14 protein-coding genes are annotated in these 13,964 nt (G+C 66.9%); 5 read left to right on the plus strand and 9 right to left on the minus strand.

Features of this window, described 5'->3' with window-relative positions; translation table 11 throughout:
- Nucleotides 1–151: 151 nt before the first annotated feature.
- Genes DFO65_RS03540 through DFO65_RS03550 form a run of 3 tightly spaced genes read left to right on the plus strand, consistent with a single transcriptional unit; the run spans nt 152 to nt 2,264 of the window.
- Nucleotides 152–778 (plus strand): winged helix-turn-helix domain-containing protein, encoded by a 627-nt coding sequence (locus DFO65_RS03540; RefSeq protein ID WP_245940447.1) that lies wholly within the window; start codon nt 152–154, stop codon nt 776–778.
- Entirely contained in the window at nt 778–1,899 is a 1,122-nt protein-coding gene (locus tag DFO65_RS03545; RefSeq protein WP_113903050.1) for a serine hydrolase domain-containing protein, read from the plus strand. The genes DFO65_RS03540 and DFO65_RS03545 overlap by 1 nt, the downstream gene beginning before the upstream one ends.
- The gene (locus tag DFO65_RS03550; protein WP_113903051.1) at nt 1,896–2,264 is read left to right on the plus strand and encodes a hypothetical protein; all 369 of its coding nucleotides are present in this window, start codon (nt 1,896–1,898) and stop codon (nt 2,262–2,264) included. The genes DFO65_RS03545 and DFO65_RS03550 overlap by 4 nt, the downstream gene beginning before the upstream one ends.
- Nucleotides 2,265–2,302: 38 nt before the next feature.
- On the opposite strand, the gene DFO65_RS03555 is transcribed toward DFO65_RS03550, so the two are convergent.
- The gene (locus tag DFO65_RS03555) at nt 2,303–2,713 is read right to left on the minus strand and encodes a Rieske (2Fe-2S) protein (RefSeq protein WP_113903052.1); all 411 of its coding nucleotides are present in this window, start codon (nt 2,711–2,713) and stop codon (nt 2,303–2,305) included.
- Nucleotides 2,714–2,902: 189 nt separating this feature from the next.
- Here DFO65_RS03555 and recQ point away from each other — a divergent pair, with 189 nt between their 5' ends.
- Entirely contained in the window at nt 2,903–4,735 is a 1,833-nt protein-coding gene (gene recQ, locus DFO65_RS03560) for a DNA helicase RecQ (protein WP_113903053.1), read from the plus strand.
- 24 nt (nt 4,736–4,759) lie between these two features.
- On the opposite strand, the gene DFO65_RS03565 is transcribed toward recQ, so the two are convergent.
- Nucleotides 4,760–5,194, minus strand: coding sequence for a VOC family protein (locus DFO65_RS03565; RefSeq protein WP_181778602.1), 435 nt, complete (start codon nt 5,192–5,194; stop codon nt 4,760–4,762).
- Between the two features lie 194 nt (nt 5,195–5,388).
- On the opposite strand from DFO65_RS03565, the gene DFO65_RS03570 reads away from it, so the two are divergent.
- Nucleotides 5,389–5,808, plus strand: a complete 420-nt coding sequence (locus DFO65_RS03570; RefSeq protein WP_113903197.1) for an OsmC family protein — start codon at nt 5,389–5,391, stop codon at nt 5,806–5,808.
- A gap of 57 nt (nt 5,809–5,865) precedes the next feature.
- On the opposite strand, the gene DFO65_RS03575 is transcribed toward DFO65_RS03570, so the two are convergent.
- The 7 genes from DFO65_RS03575 to DFO65_RS03605 form a co-directional block, all read right to left on the minus strand.
- Nucleotides 5,866–6,759: a polyphosphate kinase 2 family protein gene (locus DFO65_RS03575; protein ID WP_113903055.1), complete on the minus strand. Its 894-nt coding sequence runs from the start codon at nt 6,757–6,759 to the stop codon at nt 5,866–5,868.
- 98 nt (nt 6,760–6,857) lie between these two features.
- Complete coding sequence (locus DFO65_RS03580) at nt 6,858–6,998, minus strand: chorismate mutase (RefSeq protein WP_113903056.1); 141 nt, start codon at nt 6,996–6,998, stop codon at nt 6,858–6,860.
- A gap of 30 nt (nt 6,999–7,028) precedes the next feature.
- Entirely contained in the window at nt 7,029–8,711 is a 1,683-nt protein-coding gene (locus DFO65_RS03585) for a serine hydrolase domain-containing protein (protein ID WP_181778603.1), read from the minus strand.
- Nucleotides 8,712–8,843: 132 nt separating this feature from the next.
- Nucleotides 8,844–9,449, minus strand: coding sequence for a TetR/AcrR family transcriptional regulator (locus DFO65_RS03590; RefSeq protein WP_113903058.1), 606 nt, complete (start codon nt 9,447–9,449; stop codon nt 8,844–8,846).
- 4 nt (nt 9,450–9,453) lie between these two features.
- Complete coding sequence (locus DFO65_RS03595; RefSeq protein WP_113903059.1) at nt 9,454–11,127, minus strand: ATP-binding cassette domain-containing protein; 1,674 nt, start codon at nt 11,125–11,127, stop codon at nt 9,454–9,456.
- 180 nt (nt 11,128–11,307) lie between these two features.
- Nucleotides 11,308–12,570: an alpha-hydroxy acid oxidase gene (locus DFO65_RS03600; protein ID WP_113903060.1), complete on the minus strand. Its 1,263-nt coding sequence runs from the start codon at nt 12,568–12,570 to the stop codon at nt 11,308–11,310.
- Nucleotides 12,571–12,597: 27 nt separating this feature from the next.
- A complete protein-coding gene (locus DFO65_RS03605) occupies nt 12,598–13,926 on the minus strand; it encodes an MFS transporter (RefSeq protein ID WP_113903061.1) in 1,329 nt (442 codons plus the stop codon).
- Between the last annotated feature and the right edge of the window lie 38 nt (nt 13,927–13,964).

Raw genomic sequence — 13,964 nt, forward strand, 5'->3', positions numbered from 1 at the left:
CGCCACGCCGGTGTCCGAACCGCGGAGGCGCGGAGTTGCGAATTTCACGGCGAGCCGCAGCGGGTCGTGCCGGGCCGTCTCGGGGGACGGGAGCCGAGCCGGCGCTCTTTTCGTTATTTACGTAATTACGTAATTACTGTATGATCATCGCATGGACACCGAGCAGACGCCCGATCCGACGGCCGAGAGGATGCGTGCGCTCGAGGAGCGGGTCGCCGCCCTGGAGGCCAGGGTCGCTTCGCCGCCCGCTGGCGAGGACAGCAGGATCGCCCCCTCTCCCGCCACCGGGGGCTCCGCGGCGCACAGGGCGAGCGAGGATGCCGCGACCGAACGCGCCGGCTCCGCCCCCACCGGTTCCACCCCCGTCAACGGAGAGGTGTTCTGGGCGCTCAACGGCCTCATCGAGCGTGCGGGCCCCGCCGGCGGGGTCGTCTACACCGGCCACCTCACTCCCCCGGGCGCCGAGGCCTCGGTCTCCTGGCAGATGGGACTGCCGACCGCGGCCCTCGAGGAGATCAGCTTCGCCGAGGCGGCCGGGTCGCTCGCCGCGCTCGGCAGCCGGGTCCGGCTCGAGCTGCTGCAGGCCGTCTACGAGGGGACGTCCACGGCCGCCGAGCTCAGCGCCGACGACCGCTTCGGCACCACCGGACAGATCTACCACCACCTCAACGCCCTCGCCGGAGCCGGCTGGCTGGAGAACTCGAAGCGCGGCCACTGGAGGATCCCGGCGCAGCGGATCGTCCCCCTGCTCACCCTCATCCTCATCGGAGCCCGCTGATGTCCCGCCGAACGACCGCAGCAGCCGTCGCGGCCGCGCTCGTCGCCGCCCTCCTCCTGCTCATCACACCGTTCCCCCGCGGATTCCAGGGCGACCCCACGGGTGATGCCCGCCTGCGCACCGAGGTCACGGGCGTGCTCGGCTCCGGCCATTGGCATCACCTCGCCGCCGCCCGCATCAGCGGCGAGGAGGTCCGCTGGGCCGGCGTCGGCGCCGACGAGCACACGGTTGTCGAGATCGGCTCGATCTCGAAGACCTTCACCGCCGCCCTCTACGCCGACGCACTCGAGCGCGGTGAGATCACCGCCTCGACCCGCCTCGGCGACGTCTGGCCCGAACTCGACGGGGACGTCGCCGAGGTGACCCTCGAGTCGATCGCCACGCATCGTTCGGGCCTGCCGAGGACGGAACCGGCGCCGAGCGTCGTCGACGGCATCGCCGCGATCGCCGCCGGATACCTCCACACCAACCCCTACCGCGCCTCGGCGAGGGAGCTCGTCGACTCCCTCCACGACGTCGAGATCGGGAAGAGGACGCCAGAGTACTCGAACTTCGGGTACTCGATCCTCGGTCAGGCGCTGGCCGAGGTGACCGGCCGCAGCTACGCGGCCCTCGTGCGGGAGAGGATCACCGAACCGCTGGGCATGGAAGAGACGTCGGTCCCGGCCTCCGGCGAGGGACTGTCCCACGGGTACACCGCCTCGGGGCTGCCCGCGACGCCCTGGGCGCTCGACGGGGCGGCGCCGGCGGGCGGCATCCGGTCCACCGTGCACGACCTCAGCATCTGGCTGCGCGCCACGGCCGCCGGCACCGCACCCGGCGCCCGGGCAGCCGCACCACGGGAGGACTTCGACGAGGACGATGAGATCGGCTGGGCCTGGTTCACCAGGAAGGCCGGGACGGATGCGGTGACCTGGCACAACGGAGGCACCGGCGGATACAGGTCGGTCCTCGGACTCGATTCCGACTCCGGCGAGGGCATCATCGTCCTCGTCGACACCGCGACCAGCGTCGATGCGGCACTCACCCTGCTCGACGAGGGGGCGGCTCCTGCCGGCGATCCGACCTCGGCCGGCGTGGCCGGCCGGGCATCCGCGCGAGACGAGGGGGCATCCCGATGATCGTCACCCAGATCGCCTGCGCCATCGTCACCGTCGTCGCCGGCGTCGGTGCCCTGCGCATCGGCCCCGAGGCCACCCGGGCGCAGCTCCTCGGCGGGCTGCTCTCCGCACTGGTCATGCTCCTCTTCGTCCGGCTCATCGTCGACTTCGGCGGGTGGGTTGGCTGGTTTCTCTACGTGTGGCTGGCCGGGATCGCACTGGTGGCCGGCGGGGCCGCCCGCGCGACACTGCGGTGGCCGGATCGGCCCGCGCGGGCCGACGATCCGAAGGCCCGGCGAAGCGAGGTGCTGACGAACGCGATCGCCGCCGCCTTCATCCTCGTCCTCGCCGCGGTCGCCGTGGCCCTGGGCATCGTCCACGGCTGATCGTGCGCATGCGCCCGAGGGACGCTCCGCATCGGCGGCTATTCGGTGATCGTCAGGGTCCCGCCGGCCTCCTCGACGGTGAACTTCTGCAGGGGTTCTGTCGCTGGCCCCGCGATCACCTCGCCGGTCGTCGGCGAGAATTCGGAGGAGTGGCACGGGCATACGATCTGCTCGGCGGTCACGGTCCGCACCTGGCAGCCCTGATGGGTGCACACCGAGGTGAACGCGTGGAAGTCCCCGGCGGTGGGCTGGGTGACGACGTACGTCTCGTCGACGACGATGCCCGAGCCGACCGGAACGTCGTCGGCCGGAACCGTGGCCCCCGACCCGGATCCACCCGATCCCTGCTCGGCGTCGTCGGCCCCGCACGCCGAGGCGAACGCCGCCGAACCGCCGATGACCCCGGCGGCTCCCGCTGACTTGATGATGGTGCGTCGGTTCGCTTCCATGTCCGCTCCTGACGGTGTCTGTCTGCCTCTGCCCGGCTGCGGCGACCACGCCGCTCCGCTCCAGGCGTCCACTCGCGCGGTCCCTCCACCTCAGGGTACGCCTCCCGGCGGACACCGGCCGAGGAGAACCGCCGCCGGCGCCCACCTGGGCGCTTCGGCCGTGTCAGCCGCGCCCACTAGGGTGGAGGCATGACCTCCGCTCCCACGACCTCCCCGCTCGACGTGCTCCGCGATGTCTTCGGGTACGAGGAGTTCCGCGGTCAGCAGGCGGCCGTCGTCGACCACCTCGTGGGAGGAGGGGATGCCGTCGTCCTCATGCCCACGGGCGGCGGGAAGTCCCTGTGCTATCAGATCCCGAGCCTCGTGCGATCCGGCACGGGTATCGTCATCTCCCCGCTCATCGCGCTCATGGCCGATCAGGTGGCCGCGCTGGAGAACCTCGGCGTGCGGGCGGCCTACCTCAACTCGACCCTCGACCCCTATCAGGCCCAGGACGTCGAGTCGCGGCTGCTCGCCGGTGAGCTCGACCTGCTCTATCTGGCGCCCGAACGACTCGTCCTGCCGCGCACGATGGCCCTGCTCGAGCGCGCGGAGGTCGCGCTGTTCGCCATCGACGAGGCGCACTGCGTCTCCCAATGGGGCCACGACTTCCGCAGCGACTACCTCGGGCTCGGGGTGCTCGCCGAGCGCTTCCCCTCCGTGCCGCGGATCGCCCTGACCGCCACGGCCACTCCCGCGACCCACGCCGAGCTCACCTCCCGCCTGCACCTCGAGGACGCCGAGCACTTCGTCGCGAGCTTCGACCGGCCGAACATCACCTACCGGATCGAGCCGAAGAGCTCCGCGCGGTCACAGCTCATCAGCTTCATCACGACCGAGCACCTCGGGGACTCCGGGATCGTCTACTGCCTGTCCCGCCGCGGCGTCGACCAGCTCGCCGAGGCCCTCGTGGCCCGGGGGATCCCCGCGCTGCCCTATCATGCGGGTCTGCCCGCCGAGGTGCGCGCCGACCATCAGGCCCGGTTCCTCCGCGAGGACGGGCTGGTCATGGTCGCGACGATCGCCTTCGGCATGGGCATCGACAAGCCCGACGTCCGCTTCGTCGCCCACCTCGACCTGCCGCGCAGCGTCGAGGGCTACTACCAGGAGACCGGTCGCGCCGGACGCGACGGTCTGCCCGCGGATGCGTGGATGGTCTACGGCCTCGGCGATGTCGTGTCCCAGCGCCGGCTCATCGAATCCGGCGAAGGCGATGAGGTGTTCAAGCGCCGGGCCATGTCCCATCTCGACTCGATGCTCGCTCTCTGCGAGACCGTCGACTGCCGGCGTGTGCAGCTGCTGCGCTACTTCGACGAGGAGTCGGGCCCGTGCGGCAACTGTGACACGTGTGCCACCCCGCCGGCGACCTGGGACGCGACGATCGCCGTGCAGAAGCTGCTCTCCGCCGTCATCCGCCTCGATCGCGAGCGCGGGCAGCGCTTCGGCGCCGGGCAGATCATCGACGTCCTGCGCGGCACCGACAACGAGCGCTCCCGCGCGAGCGCGCACCAGAGTTTGAGCGTGTGGGGCATCGGCGCCGATCTCAGCGAGAGCCAGTGGAAGACCGTGATCAGGCAGGTCCTCGCCCGTGGCCTCCTCGCCTCCCACGGCGACTACGGAGTGCTCGTCCTCGGGGAGGACACGGGACCCGTCCTCCGCGGTGAGGCGGAGGTGTTCCTCCGCGTCGACCCCGTGAAGCGGGCCGGCGCGAAGAAGGCCTCCTCCTCACGCCGAGGCGACCCCGCGGCCACGCTCGATGCGGCGGATTCCGCGCTGTTCGAATCGCTGCGGGCCTGGCGGGCCGAGCAGGCGAAGGAGCAGGGTGTGCCCGCCTACGTCATCTTCCCCGACGCGACCCTCTACGGCATCGTCGAGGCTCGACCGTCGACGATCGCCGAACTCGGCGGTGTCAGCGGCGTCGGGCTGAAGAAGCTCGACCGTTACGGTCCCGCCGTCCTCGAGCTCATCGGCGCGCGGCGGTGAGCGAGGGTCGGCGGTGAGCCCGGGTCAGCCCTCCTGCTCGGCCATGAATGCCTCCGGGCCCTTCTCGGCCGCGACGGGATCCATCCACATGAACTCGAGGATGTTGCCGTCGGGGTCGGTCATGCTGATCGAGTACATGAAGCCGTGGTCCTGCGGCTCCTTGTTCTCTCCCCCACCCGAGTCGAGGATCGTCTGGCGCATGGCGTCGACGTCCTCGCGCGACTGCCGGCTGAGTGCGGTGAGCACCTGCGCGGTCGTCTGCGGGTCGGCGATGGGCTTGTCCGTGAACGTGCCGAGGTACTCCTTCGTGAGGATCATGAAGAAGATGTTGTCGTCCCACTTCACGCAGGCGGCATTGTCATCGGTGAATTCGGGGACGATCTCGGTGCCCAGGGCGGAGTAGAAGGACTTGGCCCTCTCGAGGTCGGTGGTCGGCAGATTGACGAAGATCTCGGTCATGATGGTCCTTCGGTCAAGTGCGCTCGTGCGCGGGGATGGGAGGAAATGAGTGCTGAGGTGCGACCGGTCGCGACTGCGAGCCCGGCGTGACCCATGCCACTACCTTCACCCTCGCCCTGTCTCTTGTCAAGGCTCAGGTCCCTCGTCGCCTCGGCGGACTTCACTGGGCCCGCGATTCCTGACACCATGTGCTCATGAGCGAAGAGAAGCGCAGCATCGAACTGACCAGAGTCGCCGAGAACCACTACCGGGCGACCGCACCGAGCGGGGCATCCATCGAGTTCGGCCGGGGTGAGGGGCTGATGACCCCGGTCGAGCTGCTGCTCGCCGCCGTCGCCGGGTGCTCATCGATCGATGTCGACACCGTGACCAGCAGGCACACCGAACCGCTGCGCTTCGACGTCTCCGCGACGGCCGACAAGCTCGATGAGGACGGCGCCTCACGGTTGGACAACGTCCATCTCGAGTTCTCCCTCGAGTTCCCCGACGACGAGGCGGGACGCCGTGCCGATTCCCGGGTGGAGAGGCTGGTCGGCCTCTCCCACGACAAGTACTGCACGGTCTCGCGGACGGTCGAGCACGAGACGACGGTCGACTTCAGCATCCGTCGCTGAGCCTCACGTGGCGAGCTGAGCCGCAGACCCCGTCCGCCTCTCAGTACTCGCTGAGCCTCAGGTGGCGAGGAGGCGCCTCTTCTCCGCCTCGACGTCGAAATCAGCCGTCGGCCACTGCGGATCGATCTGCTCCAGCGCATTCTGCAGCAGTCGCTGGACCGCCAGCCGCGAGTACCATTTCCGGTCGGCGGGAACGACAAACCAGGGTGCGGACTCGGTGGACGTGCGGTCGAACACTGCCTGATACGCGGCCATGTAGTCGGGCCACAGGGCACGCTCGTCGACATCGCCGGGGTTGTACTTCCAGTGCTTGTCGGGACGGTCGAGCCTCTTGAGCAGCCGCTCGCGCTGCTCGTCCGGAGAGATGTGGAGCATGACCTTGATGATCCGCGTTCCCGCTTCGGTCAGTTCCGACTCGAAGTCGTTGATGGCCTGGTAGCGCCGCTCGATCTCCTCGGCGTCCGCGAGCCCACGGACCCGACCGATGAGCACGTCCTCGTAGTGGGAGCGGTCGAAGACGCCGATCATCCCGGGGTCGGGGATGCGTCGGCGAACCCGCCACAGGAAATCGTGGGCGAGTTCCTCCTCGGTCGGCTTCTTGAATGCCGCGAGTTCGATCCCCTGCGGGTCGACGGCACCGACGACGTGGCGGATGATCCCGCCCTTGCCCGCCGTGTCCATGGCCTGGAGGACGAGGAGCACGGACGGGCCCGACTCCGACTCGTGATGGGCGGCATAGAGACGCTCCTGGAGGTCGCCGAGCTCGCGACCGCAGGCGGCGAGGTCGTGCTTCGCCGTCTTCTTGTCGCCCTCGTATCCCGGAGTCGCCCGGGTGTCGACGAAGTCGAGGCGGAATCCGGTGCTCACTCGGAGCGGATCTGCCGGGTTCTCGGTCCACCGACCGCCGCTCACTGCCTGTCCGGTCCTCGCGTCTGCGATCGTCTCTGCCATGGGCTCATCCTCGCAGTCACCCACCAGCTCGTCCAGAACCTTCGACCAGTGAAAACCGAGGGCGGGCGCCGAGGCTGCACCAGCCCGGGTCCGTCGGCTCAGCTCTGGACGTCCTTCTTGAGGCTGCCTGCAGCCAGCACGCATCGCTGCCGTTCGGCCAGAAGGGAGATGATGCGATGATCGAGTTCGTCGATGTTCTTCCGCACGTCGTCGAGTGTGATGTCCGCGTCGGTGGTCATGCCTGTGAAGTCTACTCGGAGAGCGCTGTCCTAGAGCCAGGTTCCCCGTGCGCGGATGCTTGCCTGAGGAAGAAGGGGACTGGTGCTGTCCACCCGCTTGAACCGAATATCCCGTTCCCCGCCGGCATTCAGAATCAGGCTGTCGATCCGGCCCGAGTCATCGCGCAGGAACTCGACGATCATCTTCAGCTGTCGCCTCAACCGGTCCCCGGGGTACTCGAAACGGTCCGGCAGTACCGGTGACAGCTTCCCCGATAGTCGATTCGACCACAGGTGGCACGTCACGAGTCCGCCATCCTCGATGCCGATGTTGTACGTGATGTCGAGTTCAGGGCTGCGAAAGTCACCGACGTACTCGGCGAGATCGACATTCAGGTGGTCTGGAACCGATACCCGTGGCAGTACCTGCGAAGCTCCGGATCCGGGCTGAGGAATCTCGATTCCAATCACCCGTCCGTCCGCGTCGAGAATCGGAACAAGCGACTGCAGGCGAGGTGAACCGAAGTCAAGAGTTCCGTCGGCCCTGGCGGTCAGCCTTTGAGGCTCACGGCTGCCCAATCGATGAAACAGCGACCCGTCGCGGAGTTCAAGTCTACGTGAGATGTCATGCGGGGGCGCATAAACGCCTACCCAGCCTGAAAGGTCGGCTTCCGTGTCCTCGATTGGTGGCTCCTGAACCTCTGGCTCGGCCTCCGGCAGGTACAGGTCGGCGATCGCACTGACTTTGCTCAACAGACCGAGCTCGGTGTTGGCGAGAATCGCCACCGTGAATTCATGGTCCGGGAAGTGCGTGAATACTGACCGGAAAGCAGCATCGGAGCCAGTGTGACTGAACGCCTCGCGTCCTGCGATTGCGCCGCGTTCGAGACCGAATCCGTAATTGATCGGAGTGCCGTCATCTAGCGTTCCGCCACCACAGAGTTGTTCGATACAATCTTTGTCACCCACCACTGGGTTGACGAGGTTTCGGGACCAGAGCGCCAGGTCCTCGACGGTGGTCAGGAGACCAGAGGAACCGACATTGTCGAAGTTGAGAAGCGCCCGCGCCCATTCTCCAGTGTCGTGCCCATATTCGTCGCGACGTCGGGTGTAGGAACTGGCACGGAACGGCCCAACCTCGGTGATGTCGTCGACAAAAAACGTGGATTTCATGCCGAGCGGGGCGAAAATCTGTTCGGCACAGAATTCTCTTAAGGTCCGGCCGGTCGCGGCGAAGACGATTTCCGCCAAAAGGACGTATCCAGTGTTGCTGTAGGCGTAGTCGGTCCCCGGTCTGAAGTTGAGGGAATTCTGACGAACGACGAGGTTGAGGACCTGCTGCTGAGTCATCCTGACCTCATCACCGTGCCCACTCAGCAGTGATAACGTAATGTGGTTGCGCAAACCACTGGTGTGAAGAATGAGGTGGCGTACCGTGATCGTTTCGCCGAAGGCGGGCACATACGGCAGGTATTCACGGACATCAGCGTTCAGGTCCACGCGTCCTTCCCCCGCCAGCAACGCAATCGAGAACGCGGTGAACTGCTTGGAGACACTGGCGACATGGAAAGGCGTCCGAGCAGTGATCGGTCGAAAGCCTTCCAGATCTGCGAGACCATACCCTTTGGCAAACATCAGTTCGCCTCGGTGATAGATACCCACCGCAGCACCCGGCTCATCCACGGCGACATCGGCAAAGAGTGAATCGATCGCAGACTCGTGTCTGAACTCCATGAGCGGGAGTCTACTGTTCAAAGTTTTGGATTCGTAGTCGGTGGTCCCGTGCAGTCGTGGATTCGCCTCTGAACCTCGAAGCCGTCCAAAGGCGCGGCAGCCCATCAACTCCAACGGCCATGACCATGGCCATTAGTTTCCGCCCTGCTCAGCGAGAACCATCCGCAATTGCGCCCTCAGCACCGCCCGGATCCGGTGAGCACTGAGACTTCCGTGCGGCGTAAGCGCGTCGATCGTCAGGCCACCGATCGTGGCAGCGACCTGCGCCGCCGCGATATCGGCTTCGGCTACCTCCAACTCCTCGAACGCTTCGCTCAGCACAGCGGCGAGGTCGGCGCCCATCCGCTGGGAGATCGATTGGAACACCGGCATGGTCCGTGAGGCCATGATCAGCTCGAGTACGACAGTCGCCTCATCGCGTCGCTCATCATCGACGGGCAGTACCGCTTCGACCATCGACTGCACAGCATCGAGGGCGGCGTCGCCGCGCAGACCCCGCAGCGCCTCGGCGGGCTGGGCGGCGAGCCGACGCCCCATCCGCTCCCCAGCTTCCTCAGCAGCGGCAGCAAGCAGGTCCTCATGACCGTCGAAGTAATGTCTCACCGAGCCGATGTTCAGTCCGGATTCCTCGGCGACTTTCCGCAACGACATACCGGCCACCCCCTCGGCGACGACGAGGCGGAATGCAGCCTCGATGACCTGCCTTCGACGCTGTTTGGGATCGATCCGTGCGGGCATCGGCTCAGCTCCTCCTTCCAGCGGCCCCGGCCTCTTCCCACACAGGTTCGTCACTCTCGCGGACACTGCCGTCTGCCCCGAAGATCAGGTACCGCTCGAAGTCGCGGGCGAACCAGCGGTCGTGTGTCACGGCGAGAACCGTGCCGTCGAATCCGCGCAGCGCCTGCTGCAGGGCTTCAGCGGAGACGAGGTCGAGGTTGTCGGTCGGTTCGTCCAGCAGCAACATCGTCGCCCCGCCGAGTTCCAACAGAAGCACTTGGAACCTGGCTTGCTGGCCTCCCGACAACGACTCGAATCGCTGCTCTGCCGACCTCGCCAGCTCATAGCGGGCGAGCGCCCGAGATGCGTCCTCACGGGGCAGACCTCCGCGGTGCTCATCGCCCCGATGCAGGATCTCGAGCAAAGTGCGGCCGGTGAGGTCGGGTCGGCTTCGGTTCTGTGCAAACCACCCCGGACGCACTCGTGCGCCCAGGAGCGTGGTTCCGGTATGCGCCGCGGGGTCGATGACGACATCAGTGACGGGCTCCTGGTCGGGCGTCGGGTCAGTACCACCTGCGGCGAGCAGCCGCAGGAAATGCGATTTGCCGGAGCCGTTGGAACCGAGCACGGCGATGCGATCTCCGTACCACGCTTCGAAGTCGAATGGGCGCATCAATCCGCTGAGCTCGAGCGATTCGCAGGTGAGCACGCGCTTGCCCGTGCGCCCTCCGCGCAGCCGCATATCGATTTGCTGTTCGCGCGGCTGCTCCTCGGGCGGCCCGGCTTCCTCGAACCTGGTGAGCCTGGTCTGCGCAGCTCGGTACCGAGAGGTCATATCGGAGTTGTAGGCGGCTTTCTGCTTGTACATCAGCATCTGCGATCGAAGCTTCTCCCGCTCTTCGTCCCACCGGCGGCGCATCTCGTCCAACCTCTCGAAGCGCCGCTCCCGCGCATCGTGGTACGAACCGAAATCGCCCGGATGCGACCATGCTGTGTTGCCGGCAGCACCGAGCTCGAGAGGCACGATCGACGTCGCCGTGCGGGCGAGCAGTTCCCGGTCATGGCTGACGTACAGCACACCCTTGCCTGTCTGTCTCAACTGTGTTTCCAACCAGTGTTTACCCGGCACATCGAGCGAGTTGTCCGGCTCGTCGAGCAGCAGCAGGTCATCGGGACCATTGAGCAGGGACTCGAGGGCGAGGCGCTTCTGCTCCCCTCCTGACAGCGTTGACAATGGCCGCTCGCGGCATCTTTCGAATGCCACTCCCAATGCCGCGGTCGTGCAGGCATCCCACAGCACCTCGGCGTCGTAGCCTCCGACGTCTCCCCACGCCACGACCGCCGAGGCGAAGGCCACCTGCGATTCCACCGTTCCGCGGTCTTCCATTGCAGCCTCGGCCCGGGCGAGATGCGATGCCGCGTGACGAATCGCCGGCGGCGCGACCGACAGCAGCAGCTCGTGGACCGTGCCGTCGGTGATGAACTGGCGTATCACTCCGAGGCTTCCCACTGTGGACGCCCCTCCGGAGTCGGGAGCGAGTTCTCCAGTCACGATGCGCAGCAGCGTGCTCTTCCCGGCCCCGTTCGCCCCGATCAGTGCGACTCGCTCGCCCTCACCTACCCGGAAGGAGACATCGCGCAGCAGTTGACGACCATCGGCGAGCGAGAACGAGACAGAGGAGACGTCGAGGTGAGCCATGCCCGCGACTGTATCACATGCGTGATAAATAGATCGGAGACCTGCTCCGGCGCCGACCGAGGCACCGGCCGGCACCTCGCCGACTGCTCACTTCCCGAGCGGCGTCGGCCGCCTCGGCGACGCGAGCCGCCTGCAGCCGGAGTGCGTCTGCAGGCGGCTCGCATGGAATGGCTGCTCGCCCTAGCTGAACTCGGGGAAGTTCGCCTGATCACCCGCCGTCGGGATCAGCCGGCGCAGCTGGGTGACGTGGCGGGGCTCGAGCTCCTCGAGCGAGGACACGCCGAGGAGGGTCATCGTGCGGCGGATCTCCCCGCTGAGGATCTCGATCATCCGGTCGACGCCCTCACGACCACCGGCCATGAGCCCGTAGAGGTACGCCCGGCCCACCAGCGTGAACTTCGCACCCAGGGCCACCGAGGCGACGATGTCGGCACCATTCATGATGCCGGTGTCGACGATGACCGTGGCGTCGCGGCCGACCTCGCGCACGACCTGTGGCAGGAGATGGAACGGCACCGGTGCCCGGTCGAGCTGCCGACCGCCGTGATTGGACAGGATGATCCCGTCGACACCCGCGTCGATGAGCTTCACCGCATCGGGCACGTTCTGCACGCCCTTGATGACGAGCTTGCCCGGCCACATCTCGCGGATGACCGTGAGGTCCTCGTACGAGATCGTCGGGTCCATCGCCGCGTTGAGCAGATCCCCGACCGTGCCGCCTGTCGAGGACAGCGAGGCGAACTCGAGCTTCGGCGTGGTGAGGAAGTCATACCACCACCAGGGGCGGGGGATCGCATTCGCAACGGTCTTCAGCGACAGCTGCGGAGGGATCGAGAAGCCGTTGCGGGTGTCGCGCAGCCGGGCTCCGGCGATCGGAGTGTCGACGGTGAACATCAGGGTGTCGAAGCCCGCTGCGGCAGCACGCTCGACGAGTCCGTAGGAGATCTCCCGATCACGCATGACGTAGAGCTGGAACCAGTTGCGCCCGTGCGGATTGGCGGCCTTGACGTCCTCGATCGAGGTCGTGCCCAGGGTCGAGAGGGTGAAGGGGATGCCGGCCGCGCCGGCCGCGCCCGCACCGGCGACCTCGCCCTCGGTCTGCATGAGCCGGGTGAAGCCGGTCGGGGCGATGCCGAACGGCAGAGCGGACCGCCCGCCGAGGATCTCCAGGCTCGTGTCGACGTGCTCGGCCGGCTTCAGGATGTCGGGGTGGAACTCGATGTCCTCGAACGCCTGCCGCGCGCGATTCATCGACAGCTCGGCGTCAGCGGCCCCGTCTGTGTAGTCGAAGGCCGCCGCCGGCGTGCGCCGCTTGGCAACTGTGCGCAGATCGGCGATGGTGAGCGCCGACTCCAGACGCCGCTTCTTCCCGTTGAGCTGCGGCTTCTTGAACTGCATGAGCTCGAAGAGCTCGGAGGGACGGGGCAACTGTCGCTGGACCATGGTGTTCCTAACTGTGCCGAGATGGGATCAGTCTAATGAACGCGAGACGGCGAGTTCCGGGGTCGCCTCCGGGGCTTCGCGGTGCGCCACGCGCTTGATGAACAGGGAGGCGACGATGGAGATCGCGGCGCACACGGCGACGTAGACCGCGATCGGCCACCACTGTCCGCCGCTGATCTCGAGCAGCCAGGCCCCGATGAGTGGCGCGGTCCCGCCGAAGACCGCCGCGCCGAGCTGGTAGCCCAGGGAGGCACCCGTGTAGCGCACCTCGGGGGCGAAGTTCTCCGCGATGACGGTGCCGAGGATCGCGTTGACGCTGCCCCACAGGAGACCGAAGCCAAGGATCGTCGCGACGAACAGCGACCACACCTCGCCGAGGTTGAGGATGAGGTAGTAGGGCACGACGAGCACGATCGTCGCGGCGGCCGACCACCGGTAGAGCAAGGCACGCGAGATCCGGTCGGAGATGGCGCCGAAGATCGGCATCCAGATCGTGGCGACGAGTGCCGCTGCCGCGACGGCCAGCAGGACGACGTTGTCACGGGCCCCGAGGACATCGGTCGCATAGGCGACGACGTAGGTGCCGAAGATGTAGAACGGGCCGGTCTCCGCGGCCTTCGAGCCGATCGAGACGAGCACGGCGCCCCAGTGCTTCGTCACGACCTCCTTGAGCGGCAGCTTGAGCTGGGCGCCGGTCTCACGGATCCGCTTGAACTCAGGGGTCTCGTCGAGACCGTTGCGAATCCACAGTCCGACGAACACGAGTACGATGCTGCCGACGAACGGAACCCTCCAACCCCAGGTCATGAACTGATCGTCGGGCAGCTGGGTGAGCAGTGCGACGACCGCGGCGGCCAGGAGCATCCCGAGGCTGATGCCCATCTGCGGCACTGCCCCGTAGAGCCCGCGCCGGTTCTTCGGCGCGTACTCGTAGGCGAGCAGCAGGGCACCGCCCCATTCGCCTCCGATGCCCAGTCCCTGGAGGATGCGGAAGCAGATGAGCAGGATCGGGGCGGCGATGCCGATGGCCGCGTAGTCGGGCAGCAGACCGATCGCCACCGTTCCTCCGCCCATGAGCATGAGGGTGAGGAAGAGCGTCCTCTTGCGGCCGATGCGGTCGCCGATGTGGGAGAAGATGATGCCGCCGAGGGGACGGAAGAAGAAGGTCAGCGAGAACGAGACGAAGGCGAGCATCGTCGAGATGAACTCGCTGTCGCTGGGGAAGAAGAGCTTGTTGAAGACGAGAGCGGCGACGGTGCCGTAGATGAGGAAGTCGAACCATTCGATGACGCTGCCGCTGAGGCTGCCCAGCAGCACGCGATAGTTGAGCTTCTGCGGGTCCGAGGTGGAGGTCAAAGTTCTCTCCCTTGAGAAGGTGTCCGGGTGGGGTCCGC

Source organism: Brevibacterium sanguinis, assembly GCF_003315415.1.
In the GTDB taxonomy this organism is placed as follows: Bacteria; Actinomycetota; Actinomycetes; order Actinomycetales; family Brevibacteriaceae; genus Brevibacterium; species Brevibacterium celere_A.

Bases quoted from the DNA above. Each gene is read 5' to 3' on its own strand.
- DFO65_RS03540 (WP_245940447.1), top strand. From the start codon at position 152: ATGGACACCGAGCAGACGCCCGATCCGACGGCCGAGAGGATGCGTGCG.
- DFO65_RS03545 (WP_113903050.1), top strand. From the start codon at position 778: ATGTCCCGCCGAACGACCGCAGCAGCCGTCGCGGCCGCGCTCGTCGCC.
- DFO65_RS03550 (WP_113903051.1), top strand. From the start codon at position 1,896: ATGATCGTCACCCAGATCGCCTGCGCCATCGTCACCGTCGTCGCCGGC.
- DFO65_RS03555 (WP_113903052.1), bottom strand. From the start codon at position 2,713: ATGGAAGCGAACCGACGCACCATCATCAAGTCAGCGGGAGCCGCCGGG.
- recQ (WP_113903053.1), top strand. From the start codon at position 2,903: ATGACCTCCGCTCCCACGACCTCCCCGCTCGACGTGCTCCGCGATGTC.
- DFO65_RS03565 (WP_181778602.1), bottom strand. From the start codon at position 5,194: ATGACCGAGATCTTCGTCAATCTGCCGACCACCGACCTCGAGAGGGCC.
- DFO65_RS03570 (WP_113903197.1), top strand. From the start codon at position 5,389: ATGAGCGAAGAGAAGCGCAGCATCGAACTGACCAGAGTCGCCGAGAAC.
- DFO65_RS03575 (WP_113903055.1), bottom strand. From the start codon at position 6,759: ATGGCAGAGACGATCGCAGACGCGAGGACCGGACAGGCAGTGAGCGGC.
- DFO65_RS03580 (WP_113903056.1), bottom strand. From the start codon at position 6,998: ATGACCACCGACGCGGACATCACACTCGACGACGTGCGGAAGAACATC.
- DFO65_RS03585 (WP_181778603.1), bottom strand. From the start codon at position 8,711: ATGGAGTTCAGACACGAGTCTGCGATCGATTCACTCTTTGCCGATGTC.
- DFO65_RS03590 (WP_113903058.1), bottom strand. From the start codon at position 9,449: ATGCCCGCACGGATCGATCCCAAACAGCGTCGAAGGCAGGTCATCGAG.
- DFO65_RS03595 (WP_113903059.1), bottom strand. From the start codon at position 11,127: ATGGCTCACCTCGACGTCTCCTCTGTCTCGTTCTCGCTCGCCGATGGT.
- DFO65_RS03600 (WP_113903060.1), bottom strand. From the start codon at position 12,570: ATGGTCCAGCGACAGTTGCCCCGTCCCTCCGAGCTCTTCGAGCTCATG.